12 protein-coding genes and 1 pseudogene are annotated in these 11,684 nt (G+C 63.6%); 6 read left to right on the top strand and 7 right to left on the bottom strand.

The window, feature by feature from the left end; all coding sequences use genetic code 11:
• Positions 1 to 12 precede the first annotated feature (12 nt).
• Complete coding sequence (locus DBIPINDM_RS18250; RefSeq protein WP_258588542.1) at positions 13 to 693, bottom strand: ceramidase; 681 nt, start codon at positions 691 to 693, stop codon at positions 13 to 15.
• A gap of 178 nt (positions 694 to 871) precedes the next feature.
• On the opposite strand from DBIPINDM_RS18250, the gene DBIPINDM_RS18245 reads away from it, so the two are divergent.
• Both DBIPINDM_RS18245 and DBIPINDM_RS18240 read left to right on the top strand, forming a co-directional pair.
• Positions 872 to 1,657, top strand: a complete 786-nt coding sequence (locus DBIPINDM_RS18245) for a DUF1223 domain-containing protein (RefSeq protein WP_258588541.1) — start codon at positions 872 to 874, stop codon at positions 1,655 to 1,657.
• Between the two features lie 695 nt (positions 1,658 to 2,352).
• Complete coding sequence (locus tag DBIPINDM_RS18240; protein ID WP_258588540.1) at positions 2,353 to 2,766, top strand: DUF2794 domain-containing protein; 414 nt, start codon at positions 2,353 to 2,355, stop codon at positions 2,764 to 2,766.
• 90 nt (positions 2,767 to 2,856) lie between these two features.
• Here DBIPINDM_RS18240 and DBIPINDM_RS18235 read toward each other — a convergent pair.
• The 4 genes and pseudogenes from DBIPINDM_RS18235 to DBIPINDM_RS18220 all read right to left on the bottom strand — a co-directional run bounded on the left by DBIPINDM_RS18235 (position 2,857) and on the right by DBIPINDM_RS18220 (position 7,801).
• Positions 2,857 to 3,434 (bottom strand): annotated as a pseudogene (locus DBIPINDM_RS18235) (GNAT family N-acetyltransferase).
• A 120-nt stretch (positions 3,435 to 3,554) separates the two neighbouring features.
• On the bottom strand, positions 3,555 to 4,328 hold the full coding sequence (locus DBIPINDM_RS18230; protein ID WP_258588539.1) for a Bax inhibitor-1/YccA family protein: 774 nt from the start codon (positions 4,326 to 4,328) through the stop codon (positions 3,555 to 3,557).
• 228 nt (positions 4,329 to 4,556) lie between these two features.
• Complete coding sequence (locus tag DBIPINDM_RS18225) at positions 4,557 to 7,106, bottom strand: ABC transporter permease (RefSeq protein WP_258588538.1); 2,550 nt, start codon at positions 7,104 to 7,106, stop codon at positions 4,557 to 4,559.
• Complete coding sequence (locus tag DBIPINDM_RS18220; RefSeq protein WP_258588537.1) at positions 7,106 to 7,801, bottom strand: ABC transporter ATP-binding protein; 696 nt, start codon at positions 7,799 to 7,801, stop codon at positions 7,106 to 7,108. Before DBIPINDM_RS18220 ends, DBIPINDM_RS18225 begins: the two co-directional genes overlap by 1 nt.
• A gap of 86 nt (positions 7,802 to 7,887) precedes the next feature.
• Here DBIPINDM_RS18220 and DBIPINDM_RS18215 point away from each other — a divergent pair, with 86 nt between their 5' ends.
• Together DBIPINDM_RS18215 and thpR are read left to right on the top strand one after the other, a co-directional pair.
• Positions 7,888 to 8,532 carry an arylesterase gene (locus DBIPINDM_RS18215; protein WP_258588536.1) on the top strand — a complete coding sequence of 215 codons (645 nt, stop codon included), beginning with the start codon at positions 7,888 to 7,890 and terminating at the stop codon, positions 8,530 to 8,532.
• Positions 8,533 to 8,762: 230 nt separating this feature from the next.
• Positions 8,763 to 9,359 (top strand): RNA 2',3'-cyclic phosphodiesterase, encoded by a 597-nt coding sequence (gene thpR, locus DBIPINDM_RS18210; RefSeq protein WP_258588535.1) that lies wholly within the window; start codon positions 8,763 to 8,765, stop codon positions 9,357 to 9,359.
• Here the strand turns inward: thpR and DBIPINDM_RS18205 are convergent.
• Positions 9,263 to 9,778: a low molecular weight protein-tyrosine-phosphatase gene (locus DBIPINDM_RS18205; RefSeq protein WP_258588534.1), complete on the bottom strand. Its 516-nt coding sequence runs from the start codon at positions 9,776 to 9,778 to the stop codon at positions 9,263 to 9,265. The genes thpR and DBIPINDM_RS18205 overlap by 97 nt on opposite strands.
• Before the next feature lie 103 nt (positions 9,779 to 9,881).
• Here DBIPINDM_RS18205 and DBIPINDM_RS18200 point away from each other — a divergent pair, with 103 nt between their 5' ends.
• On the top strand, positions 9,882 to 10,178 hold the full coding sequence (locus tag DBIPINDM_RS18200) for a 4a-hydroxytetrahydrobiopterin dehydratase (RefSeq protein ID WP_258588533.1): 297 nt from the start codon (positions 9,882 to 9,884) through the stop codon (positions 10,176 to 10,178).
• A gap of 128 nt (positions 10,179 to 10,306) precedes the next feature.
• On the top strand, positions 10,307 to 10,669 hold the full coding sequence (locus DBIPINDM_RS18195; RefSeq protein WP_258588532.1) for a YkvA family protein: 363 nt from the start codon (positions 10,307 to 10,309) through the stop codon (positions 10,667 to 10,669).
• 47 nt (positions 10,670 to 10,716) lie between these two features.
• Here DBIPINDM_RS18195 and DBIPINDM_RS18190 read toward each other — a convergent pair whose 3' ends face one another.
• Positions 10,717 to 11,331, bottom strand: coding sequence for a methyltransferase family protein (locus DBIPINDM_RS18190; RefSeq protein ID WP_258588531.1), 615 nt, complete (start codon positions 11,329 to 11,331; stop codon positions 10,717 to 10,719).
• Positions 11,332 to 11,684 lie beyond the last annotated feature (353 nt).

Raw genomic sequence — 11,684 nt, 5'->3', positions numbered from 1 at the left:
TGCCCTCCTGCCCTACTGCCCTACTGCCCTCCTTCTCGGCGCTCCAAATCGCGCCGTCGCCGCCAGCAGCACCCCCAGCATCAGCCCGTTGAAGATGTGCCACAGGAAATGCGTGCCGAGCGGAAAGCTGGCGCAGACCATCGGGTCGATCATGCGGCAGATGACGGACACCACGAAGATCGCCGACCCCGCCAGATTGTACCAGCCGGCCCGGTTGCCGCCGGCCGTCACCCAGATGCCGAAGAAGGCGAGCGCCAGGAACGGCGGCAGGTAGCTCGTCGTGCCGTTCGACGCCTGGCGCAGCCAGTCCGGCACGGCGAAGGTTATCGCGCCTGCCACCGCATAGAAGACGACGAAGATCGCAATCGCCTTGCCCCAGTCCATGCCGAGGAAGCGGCGCAGATTGAACAGCGTATAGGCGAGCGTGAAACCGGCGATCGGCAGGATATCGGCCCAGATCGTGCCCTTGGTGGCAAAGGTATGGAAGATCGTCGAGCCGATGCCGATCGCCACCACCCACCAGGCCAGCACCTCGGCAAAGGTACCGGCCTTGCATCGGCGTACTTCCCGCACACCCCATAATCCCGCAGCAATGAAAGCAAGGTTGGTCAAAGCATTCGTCGGCTCGGCCCAAAGTTCAGGCCCGGTCCGCTCGCAATAGAGATCGACCGGGGTCAGGAGAGTTTGCCACATGGTGATGATGCCACCCCCGAATCGAACCACGTCGTGAAATGCAGTGTCTCTCCTATTGCGGCCTTACCTGCGGCTGCAACGGCAAAATTTCACTGCAACGTGACTTCCCGTTGACTTCCGCTTCTGCCACATATTTCCGACAATCAGAACAAAGCCGGCGCCACCGGCGGGAATTGGAATGGTCATGGCCTGGCGAAGATCACTTTGGCTGGCAGCCTTTGCGCTGGCCTTCTCGGCTTTTGCCGATGCTGGCCATGCCGGCGAGGCCGAAAGAATCCAGGTCGAAAAACCCCAACCCGACAAGCCACTCGGCGTGGTCGAACTGTTCACCAGCCAGGGCTGCAGTTCCTGCCCGCCGGCCGATGCCTTCTTCGCTGAACTTGCCACCAAGGAAGACATCGTCGCGCTCTCCTATCACGTCGACTATTGGGACTATCTCGGCTGGAAGGACACGCTGAGCCGCAAGGAAAACACCGAGCGGCAATATGATTACATGCGCGCCTTCGGCAGCCGCTCGGTCTATACGCCGCAGGCGGTCCTCAATGGCCGCGTGCATGTCAACGGCGCCAATCGCGGCGAGGTCGACGGCGCGCTCGCCCGCATGGCGAGATCCGGCGAAGGCATGCATGTGCCCGTCAAGGTCAGCCGCACCAGCGACCGCGTGATCATCGATGCCGGCGATGCCGGCGCCGGTCCGAGCGACGCCCATGTCGTCATCGTCTATTTCGAGCCGCCGCAGACGGTCAAGATCGCCCAGGGCGAGAACTCCGGCCGCAAGATGACCTACTGGAACGCGGTCACCGGCATCCAGACTGCCGGCATGTGGCACGGCAAGGCGCAACGCTATGAATTGCCGATGAGCGAGATCACCAAGAAGGGCGGCTGCGCCGTGCTTCTGCAATCGGTCGGCAAGGACGGCATGCCAGGCCCCATCCTCGGCGCCGCCTTCATCCACAAGCCGTAGACCCCTCCGCAGTTTGAGTAGCCACGCCGCGTTGCGCAGCCCCGTAGCGGTGCGGAGGTTGTGAGATGACGGCGGGACAGCCCCCCCTCTGCCCTGCCGGGCATCTCCCCCACATCGGGGGAGATCGGCAGCTTCACTGTATCACCTGCCTATCGACGTTGGAGATTGGCGAAGGCGGTGATGATAGCCAATCTCTCTCCTTGTGGGGGAGATGTCCGGCAGGACAGAGGGGGGCGCGAAGGATCGCAACGTTGGTGGATAAAGCAAGGAAGCCGCACACCTGTCAAACGGGTCTGCCTCGATCCAACCTTTGCAGGCATGAAAAAACCGACGTCAGCTTGCTTCTGACGCCGGTCATTTAGGTTTTGGGATCGTCGCACCCGATTTTTCCAAGGAAAAACCGAGGTTGGTTCGATCCGACGCAGACCCGTGGGCGGGGGGCTTGGGGTTTACGAGCCGGTGCCGGACCGAACCGTCTCAGGCAACGCCGGTAAATTCGTCGGACATTGGGGCATGAGCGCGGATAAAAAATGGCGAGAATGTGGCGAAGCATCACCAATTCCAACATGCGGTTCGCAAACGTGACTGGACGTTGCAGAAACAGCGCGCCGCCGCCACCGCTTCGCCGGCTCTTGCAATTGCAGCGCGAAGGGGCCAATTTTGGTTGGCAAAGATTCATTTTGAAGGATCGAGGCATGACTGACGACAGCGGCGGGACGGGGGATGCTGACGCATCCGCAATATTGATCCCGCTGCACGAGGTGCGCAGCGCACGCCTCGACCAGCCGGTGCGCAGCGCACGCCTCGACCAGCCGGTGCGCTTCGACCGGCGTGAACTGGACCAGATCCTCAGACTCTACGGACGCATGGTCGCCGCCAATGAATGGCGCGACTACGCCATCGATCATCTCACCGACAGGGCCGTGTTTTCCGTCTTCCGCCGTGCCAGCGAAGTGCCGCTTTTCCAGATCGTCAAGGACCCGAAACTGGCGCGCAAGCAGGGCGCCTTCGCCGTCATCGCCGCCGGCGGCCGCATCCTCAAGCGCGGGCAAGAACTCGGCCGCGTGCTTGGCATCTTCGATTCCAAGCTCAAGGTTGTAGAGGCCTGAGCGGGGAACTGAGGAACTGAGGAATTGAAGAACAAAGAAGACGGCGGCTACATCAGGCGTTAAGCGCCTTTCTTTCGACTCCTCAATTCCTCAGTTCCTCAATTCCCCCCGAAATCTCCGTTCCGGCAGCGAGGCCGGATCGGGCGGCAGCGACGCCCCGCCATTCAGCGACAGCTGCATGAACACCGTGTCCAGCCAGCGCCCGTGCTTGTAGCCAGAGCCTTCGAGCCGGCCTGAATGGCGAAAGCCGAGCTTTTCGTGCAGCCTGACCGAGGCGCTGTCGGCATGGCCGTCGCCAATCACCGCGACGATCTGGCGAAAACCCGCCGCCTCGGCCGCCGCGATCAGGCTCTGCATCAGCTGGAGGCCGACACCCTGGCCCTTGGCTTCAGGCGCGACATAGACCGAATCCTCGACGACGAAGCGATAGGCCGGGCGCGGCCGGAAGGCGCCGGCATAGGCATAGCCAAGCACGGCGCCGTCCTTTTCCGCCACCAGATAGGGGAAGCCGCCGGCCGTGAGCGTGTGTCGAATCGCGTGCCCATCTCGGCGCGGCTGGGCGGCTCCAGCTCGTAGCTCGCCGTGCCATGTGTCACCGCGTCGGCGTAGATTTCGGTGATGGTGTCGAGGTCGGCCGGCGTCGCGGTCCGAATCACAATATTGCTCATTCTTTATGCAAGCCTTCTGTCTGCCTGCGATAACAGCAAACACCGGCGCAAAAGAAAAGGGCGGCCGTTGGGCCGCCCCTTCCAAACTCTATGGTCCAGTTCAGAACATGACGCGAAGCCTTAGCGGCGGTCGCCCATGAACTGCAGCAGGAACATGAACAGGTTGATGAAGTCGAGATAGAGCCTCAGCGCGCCCATGATGGCCTTGCGGCCGGCGACATCGGAAGCATCACCGTCGAAATACATTTCCTTGATCTTCTGCGTGTCATAGGCGGTCAGGCCGGCGAAGACCAGCACGCCGATCGCCGAAACGGCGAAGGACAGCGCCGACGACTGCAGGAAGATGTTGATCACCATCGCTATGATCAGGCCGAACACGCCCATGATCAGGAACGAGCCCATCGCCGTCAGGTCACGCTTGGTCGTGTAGCCGAACAGCGACAACGCACCGAAGGCGGCGGCGGTGGCGAAGAAGGTCTGCGAGATGCTGGCCGTGGTGTAGACCAGGAAGATCGACGACAGCGATAGGCCGACGAGGCCGGCATAGACCCAGAACGTCGTCTGCGCGGCAGCGACGCTCATCGACTGAATCCTGAACGACAGGAAGAACACGGCGGCCAGCGGCGCCAGCATCACCACCCAGCGCAGCGGCGAGCCGAAGATCGCATAGCCGAAGGAGGTCAGCATTTCGCCGCTCGGCAGCGTTGCGACAGCCGAAGCCGGATCGGTGGTGGTGGCCAGCATGATCGTGCCGACAGCGGCAAGGCCGGTGATGAGAAGGCCAAGCCCCATCAGATTGTAGACCTTGATCATATAGGCGCGCAGACCCTGATCGATGTCGGCGCGGACGCCGGGCACCGCCGACGTCTGATAATTGCGAATGGGATCAGCCATTGGAATCCTCTATTGCTTCTGCCCCGTCCGGTGTCGGGCCTCTTGCGGACCCAGGCGCCGCTGGCGGGGCTCCAGCATGCCTGTGGCGAAATATGATGGTTATTCGCGTCAAGAACAAGACCGTAACCGGATGTAACGGTTCGTGAGAGGCCGAAAGGCCGATTCCCGGGCTTTCCGGCCGGCATCCTTACCAAGATTTAATCCGGGATGGCCGCTGAGGCTCTGAAATTACAGCTCGCGCAGCACCGGCGCTGCCTTGTGGCCAAGCACCCGCCAGGTGCCGGCGAGGCCGATGCCGACGGTGATGACGAGCGAAAACAGAATGGTCGCCACCGCAACCTCCGGCATGAAATGCGACGGCAGCGTCATGATGCGGGCGACAATGTACCAGGCCGCGATGCCGCCGGCCGCCAGCGCGAAGATGGCGGTGGCCAGTCCGATCAGCATGTACTCGAGAGAGAAGGCCGTGATCAGCGTTCTCCTGGTGGCGCCGAGCGTCTTCAGCACCACGGCGTCGTGGATGCGCGCCCGGTTGCCGGCGGCGAGCGCGCCGGCCAGCACCAGCACCGAAGCAATCAGCGCCACGCCGGCGGCTACCCGGATCGCGGTGCCGAGTTGGCCGACCAGCCGGTTGACGACATCGAGCGCATCCTTGACGCGCACCGTCGTCACCGCCGGGAAGGCGCGGGTGACGGCATTGAGGATGCGCGCGTCATCGGCTGTCGTGGCCGTCTTTTCGGTCAGCGTCGCCATCCAGCCATGCGGCGCCCCAGTGAATGTGTTGGGCGAGAACACCATGACGAAGTTGATGCCCATCGTTTCCCATTGGACCTGGCGGAAATTGGCGATTCTCGCCGTCACGTTGCGGCCAAGCACATTGACGGTCACGGTGTCGCCGAGCTTCAGCCCGATCTCCTTGCCTTCTTGCGCCGAGAACGACACCAGCGGTTCGCCGGCATAGTTGTCCGGCCACCATTTGCCCTCGGTCAGCGTCGCGTTTTCCGGCTGCCTGGCATCATAGGTCAGGCCGCGATCGCCTTTCAGCACCCAAGCGCCTTCGGCAGGCACATTGACCTTGTCGACATCGACGCCGTTGAGCGCCATCACCCGGCCGCGCAACATCGGCACCTTGGCCAACGTCCCCTTTGGCGCCTCCTTGCCGATCAGTGCGGAGAACGCATCGACATCGCTGCTCTGGATGTCGACGAAGAAGAAGTTCGGCGCCCGCTCCGGCAGGCTGCCGGAGATCTGCTGCCTGAGATTGCCGTCGATCAGCGCCAGCGTCACCAACAGCGTCAGCCCGAGCCCCAGCGACAGCACCACCGACGGCGTCAAGGCGCCCGGCCGATGGATGTTGCCGACGGCAAGCCTGAGCGCCACGAAGCGCACGCGCGGGCTCTTCCTTGCCGCCCATTGCACCAGCGCGCCGACCAGCCGCAGCACCAGGAAGGCGAAGATGGTGGCGCCGACGAAGATCGAGGCGATGCGCTGGTCACCGGAAAACAGGATGGCGAGCGCCGCCAGCAGCAGAGCGATGCCGATGGCCGATGCGACATAGATCGGACGCGGCAAGCCACGGCCGTCCAGACCCATCTCGCGGAACAGCGCGGTTGCCGGCACGTCGCGGGCGCGGCCGAGCGGCAGCAGCGCGAAGGCCAGCGTCACCAGCAAACCGAACAGTGCCGCCATGGCGAGCGCGCCGGGGTAGAAGCCGCCTTGCGCCGGCACCGGAATGACGGATTGGAGCGCGGCACTCGCCACGAACGGCATCAGCGCGCCGAGCACCAGGCCAGCGGCGATGCCAAGTGCCGCGATGATCAGGATCTGCACGAGATAGACGGCAAAGACGAAGCCGCCGGAAGCGCCGAGGCTCTTGAAAGTGGCGATGACGCCGCGCTTGCCGTCGAGATAGGCGCGTACCGCATTGGCGACGCCGACGCCGCCGACCACCAGCGCCGTCAGCCCGACCAGCGTCAGGAATTGCGAGAAGCGTTCAATGTTGGACGACAGCGCCGGTGCCGCATTGCCGCGCGTGCGGATCGACCAGCCAGCCTCGGGAAAATCTTTCGCCGCCTGGTCCTGGATCGCCTTGAGCCGCGCCTCGTCGGCGTCGGCGGGCAGCCGGACCTTGTAGGCATTTTCGACCAGGCTGCCCGGCTGCACCAGCCCGGTGGCGGCCAGGCCTTCGGTCGAGATCATCAGCCTTGGCGCGAAGCCGAAACCGTCGGACACGGCATCCGGCTCGGTGACCAGCTTGGCGCGCAGTTCGAAGGTGGCGGTGCCGAGCTTCAGCCGGTCGCCGAGCTTGAGATGCAGCCGTTCGAACAGCAGATCGGGTGCCGCCGCGCCGAAGACGCCGAATTCTTCGCCGAACAGCTCCTGTTTCGACAGCTTCGGTTCGGTTTCCAGCCTACCATAGAGCGGATAGGCCTCGTCGACCGCCTTGGCCTCGACCAGCGCCTGGTCCGTTCCGTCGGCGAGACGCGCCATCGAGCGCATGCTGGCGGTGCGCGAAACTGTGCCCAGCCCGTCGAGGAAGCCGTGCTCCGCCAGGCTGGCATCGCGCTGGTTGATCTGGAAGCGGAGATCGCCGCCGAGCAGCGTCTGGCCCTGATCGGCGACGCCGGCGCTGATCGAGCGGGCAACCGAATTGACGCCGCCGATCGCCGCGACGCCGAGCGCGATGCACGCTAGGAAGATCAGGAAGCCGGACAGGCCGCCACGCATCTCGCGCAGCGAGAAGCGGACGGCAAGCTTCAGCGTCTGCGCCAGTGGCATCAAGCGGTGACCTTCAACGGCGCCGGCGCCTCGATCCGGCCGGAGCGCATCGAGACCTGGCGCGAGCAGCGCGCCGCAAGTGCGGGATCATGGGTGACCAGCACCAGCGTCATGCCGCGCTCGGCCGCCTTGGCGAACAGGAGGTCGGCGACCTGCCGCCCGGTCGCCTGGTCGAGATTGCCGGTCGGCTCGTCGGCAATGAGAATGCGCGGCGACGGCGCCAGCGCCCGGGCGATCGCCACACGCTGCTGTTCACCGCCCGAGAGCTCGCCGGGATAATGGGTGACGCGGTCGGAGAGGCCCACCGCCGCCAGCTCGCGTGCCGCCACCGAAAACGGATCGGCATGCCCGGCCAGTTCCAGCGGCACCGCGACATTTTCAAGCGCCGTCATATTGGGGATGAGGTGGAATGACTGGAAAACAATGCCAATGTTTCGGCCACGAAACGAAGCAATCTGATCCTCGCTTTTGCCGTTGAGCAGCTCGCCGGCGATTCGTACCGTACCCGAATCGACCCGTTCCAGACCTGCCAGAACCATCAGCAGTGTCGACTTGCCGGATCCCGAAGGCCCGACAATGCCGGTCGCTTCGCCGCGCGCCACTTCGAGGCTGACGGCCTTCAGCACATGGACGGACGAAGCGCCTTCGCCGAGCGTCAGCGATACGTCTTTCAGCGCGATGACGGCTTCTGTCAAAATGAAAGTGTCCTATATGGAACGTGAAGGCTCTGCTTGCCGGAAGCCGTCGCCGGAAGAGTTTTCTGTCATATGGGGCCTGCCGCATGTCTTTCAAACGCCAGATAGCCGCAGGCTTGATCCTTTTCCTCGCCGTTTGCGGCGCCATTTCGTCGGCGCGGGCCGAGCCCTTCAAGATCGTCGGCTTCGGTGACAGCCTGATGGCGGGTTTTGGCCTCGGGCCCGGCGAGGGTTTTACCGACAAGCTCCAGGCGGCACTGCGCGCCAAGGGCCATGATGTGATCGTCGCCAATGCCGGCGTTTCCGGCGACACCACGAGCGGCGGCCTGGCGCGGCTCGATTGGTCGGTGCCGGACGGAACCCAGCTGGTCATCCTCGAACTCGGCGCCAACGACATGCTGCGCGGCGTCTCGCCCGATATCGCCAGGAAGAACCTCGACGAGATGCTGGGCAAGCTGAAACAACGCAAGATCGCTGTGCTTCTGGCCGGCATGCGCGCCGCACCCAATCTCGGCGCCGACTACCAGACCGCCTTCGACGCCATCTTTCCGGACCTGGCGAAGACATACGATGTCGCGCTCTATCCGTTCTTCCTCGACGGCGTCGCCGGCCAGCCCGGCCTGCAGCTCGAGGACGGGATGCACCCGAACGCCAAAGGGGTCGATCAGATGGTCGAGCGCATCCTGCCGACGGTTGAGAAGGCCATCGCGGCGGTGCCTGGAGGTGCGTGAGGCCGGATAAAGCCGCTTTCCTTAGAGCAATTCCAGGAAAAGTGTGAAACGGTTTTCCGTCCGGAATTGTGTCAAAACAAAGAGTTAGAGCGTTTCGCCGTTTCCGGGAAACGGTGAAACGCTCTAACGGAAACTTTTGGCAAAGCCTGTGACCAATAAACCTCTTGCTCCATTTGACTATCGATGATTCGCTAGGGATGACAGTTCGATTCGAGGAAGGGAGGCTCTTCATGCCGCGTCTTTTCACCGCCCTCGAAATTCCGCGTGACGCCGCCCTTTCGCTGTCCCTGCTCCGGGGCGGCCTGCCCGGGGCGCGCTGGATCGATGTCGAAAACTACCATCTGACGCTGCGCTTCATCGGCGATGTCGAGGGCCATGTCGCCGACGAGATCGCCAACGCGCTCGACCGGGTTCATCGTCCCTCCTTCTCGCTGACCTTGTCCGGTGTCGGCGCTTTCGGCCAGAAGAAGCCGCATGCGGTGTGGGCCGGCGCGTCCGCCTCGCCCGATCTGGCCGCGCTTCAAGGCGAAATCGAGCGCATCTGCCAGCGGCTCGGCATCCCAGCCGACCCTCGCAAGTTCATGCCGCATGTAACCCTTGCGCGCCTGCGCAATTCGACCCCGGTGGATGTCGCGCAATATCTGTCGGCGCGTGGCAATTTCTCGACGCTGCCGTTCCGCATCGGCCGCTTCGTCTTGATGTCGTCGCGCGATTCGGTCGGCGGCGGTCCCTATATCGTCGAGGAAGCCTGGCCGCTATCCGGCACCGATGCCCGCGCGGCCAGCCGTGTCGCCAGCGCCTCCGACGCCTCGCGGATCATGCGGTAGACGTCGGCAAAGGCCTCCGGCCCGTCATAATAGGGATCGGGCACGTCGCACGCCTGTCCATGTGCGAACTCCAGGAACAGCTGCAGCCGGTCCCGCGCAGCCGGTGCCAGCGCCTTGAGATCGGCGACATTCGAGCGGTCCATGCCGAGGATCAGGTCGAAACGGGAGAAGTCCTCAGGCCTGACCTTGCGTGCCCTCTGCCCGGAAATGTCGATGCCGTGGCGCAAGGCAACCGCGATCGAGCGTGGATCGGGCGCCGAGCCGACCTCCCAGCCGCTGGTGGCGGCCGAATCGAGCTGGATATTCCGGCCCCGGCCACGCTCGGCCCAGACGGCGCGAAAAACGCCCTCGGCCAGAGGTGACCGGCAGATGTTGCCGAGACAGACGAAAAGAATGGAATTTATGGGCTTTATGCTCATTCGATATGCGCCGTTTGTGCATTTGGAACCCCAAAACCGCAAAGCACTTTTGGGCGACTTGCATTATGGTGAGGGTCAAATTCGAGATAGCACGGGAATCATCATGACGAGAGAAAAACTCAGCAAGGACGCCATCACCGCTGCCCTTGCCGAACTCGGCGACTGGTCGCTGGCCACGGACGGCGCCTCGATCAAGCGCAGCTTCGTCTTTAAGAATTTTTCCGAAGCCTTCGCCTTCATGACCCGCGTCGCACTGGCAGCCGAGAAGATGGACCATCACCCCGACTGGTCAAATGTCTACAAGACCGTGGACGTGACGCTGAACACCCATGACTCCGGCGGCGTCACGGCGCTCGACATCGCGCTGGCCAAGAAGATGAACCGCTATTTCGGCGACTGAGTGTACGCTTGGCCGTGAGCGGCGACCCCAAATCGGCACCCGCATCTTGCAGCCGGGTTCACCTTTCACCACATTTTCCCTCGCGAGGCATGCGCCAGGATGCGCATGAGACCCGCAAGGAGTGATTGATGGCGCAAGAATCCGGTTTTGATTTCTTCGGCTTTGGCGACAGGCTGGGCGGCGAGGGTGAAGTGCGCGAGAAATTCTGGCGCACCGCCAAGAAGGCCGCGCGGCAGATCCCGTTCATGGAAGACGTCGTCGCCGCCTACTACTGCGCCATGGACAAGAACACGCCGCTGCGCGCCAAGGGCATATTGGTGGCGGCCCTCGGCTATTTCGTCCTGCCGGTGGACCTCATCCCCGACTTCATCTTCGGCCTCGGCTTCACCGACGACATCGCTGTGCTGACCGCCGCGATCACCGCCGTCAGCGCCCACATCACACCGGCGCATCGGCAGGCCGCCAGGGACGCTATTGCCGACAAGGGCTGAGCCGGTGCGGCGCTAGGAATGGCACGAGACCCAGGCGCCGTGGCTGGTCAGATCCACCGCCGCACACGCGCCTTGTAGGCACGATACGCATGGCCGAATTTCCGCTCCAGATAGCGCTCTTCCCGTGCGATGACGCCGGTATTGATCACCCACAGCAGCGGAATGACCAGTCCGATGGCCCAAAAACTCCCCGCTGCGACGCCCAGACCCAGATAGACGAAGACTGCTCCCAGATAGAACGGGTTCCTGGTTCGCCGGTAGATGCCGTCGACGACGAGGGCCGTCGTCGGCAGGGTCGGCGGAATATTGGTGCCAGCGGCGTGAAAGCGCCCCGCCGCCATGAAGATGATGACGAAGCCGCACGCCGCGAGCACGGCCCCGCCCAGATAGTGGGCGGGCACCTGCGCGGCCGAAGCCGGGAGCGGAATGACCACCTCGAGGACCACTGCCACCGCCAGGAAGCCGAGAAAGATCAGAGGCGGCAGCGCGATGACTCCAGCCAGGTCGGGTGCGCCCGATCCGCCTGCATCCTCCCCGCCATCCGGTCGCGGCACTGCCGCAGCGCCGTTAGCCACCGCCCGGATGGCAACACGTATGCCGAACATGATTGACAGGACGACAGTGCCGCCCGCCAGGATCAGGACCGTCTCGGAAATGGCCATGACCGAAATCTCCCATACGCCGCCAATGAGGTGCCGAGCCAAGCACTTGGAACGCCTTGGGGGCGAACGCAGGCATCCTACCGGCTGGAGGGAAATTCGTCACGCGCTCGGAAGCCAGGATGGCTGGATGACCTGGCTTGAAAAGTCAAACTCTTGCCGCTTTCGTGGCCTCCAAGTCGCCGAAGGGACGTCGCGCCGGCCGCTGACAAGGCGGCGGCGCGGGAATGGCGGCGGTTTCCTGGGGTGAGCGTCCTTTTGTTGAGGGAAATTCACCGTTTGGTAACCCAGATTAAATCAAAATGAAGCGACGGCAGGACGCCAGGCGGCCCGCCTCCGCACCATTTGGAATACGG

The organism is Mesorhizobium sp. AR02, assembly GCF_024746835.1.
Taxonomy (GTDB): Bacteria; Pseudomonadota; Alphaproteobacteria; order Rhizobiales; family Rhizobiaceae; genus Mesorhizobium.
The sequence above is the reverse complement of the archived record's forward strand: the minus strand, read 5'-3'. Positions and strand labels throughout refer to the sequence as shown.

Bases quoted from the DNA above. Each gene is read 5' to 3' on its own strand.
- DBIPINDM_RS18250 (WP_258588542.1), bottom strand. From the start codon at position 693: ATGTGGCAAACTCTCCTGACCCCGGTCGATCTCTATTGCGAGCGGACC.
- DBIPINDM_RS18245 (WP_258588541.1), top strand. From the start codon at position 872: ATGGTCATGGCCTGGCGAAGATCACTTTGGCTGGCAGCCTTTGCGCTG.
- DBIPINDM_RS18240 (WP_258588540.1), top strand. From the start codon at position 2,353: ATGACTGACGACAGCGGCGGGACGGGGGATGCTGACGCATCCGCAATA.
- DBIPINDM_RS18230 (WP_258588539.1), bottom strand. From the start codon at position 4,328: ATGGCTGATCCCATTCGCAATTATCAGACGTCGGCGGTGCCCGGCGTC.
- DBIPINDM_RS18225 (WP_258588538.1), bottom strand. From the start codon at position 7,106: ATGCCACTGGCGCAGACGCTGAAGCTTGCCGTCCGCTTCTCGCTGCGC.
- DBIPINDM_RS18215 (WP_258588536.1), top strand. From the start codon at position 7,888: ATGTCTTTCAAACGCCAGATAGCCGCAGGCTTGATCCTTTTCCTCGCC.
- thpR (WP_258588535.1), top strand. From the start codon at position 8,763: ATGCCGCGTCTTTTCACCGCCCTCGAAATTCCGCGTGACGCCGCCCTT.
- DBIPINDM_RS18205 (WP_258588534.1), bottom strand. From the start codon at position 9,778: ATGAGCATAAAGCCCATAAATTCCATTCTTTTCGTCTGTCTCGGCAAC.
- DBIPINDM_RS18200 (WP_258588533.1), top strand. From the start codon at position 9,882: ATGACGAGAGAAAAACTCAGCAAGGACGCCATCACCGCTGCCCTTGCC.
- DBIPINDM_RS18195 (WP_258588532.1), top strand. From the start codon at position 10,307: ATGGCGCAAGAATCCGGTTTTGATTTCTTCGGCTTTGGCGACAGGCTG.
- DBIPINDM_RS18190 (WP_258588531.1), bottom strand. From the start codon at position 11,331: ATGGCCATTTCCGAGACGGTCCTGATCCTGGCGGGCGGCACTGTCGTC.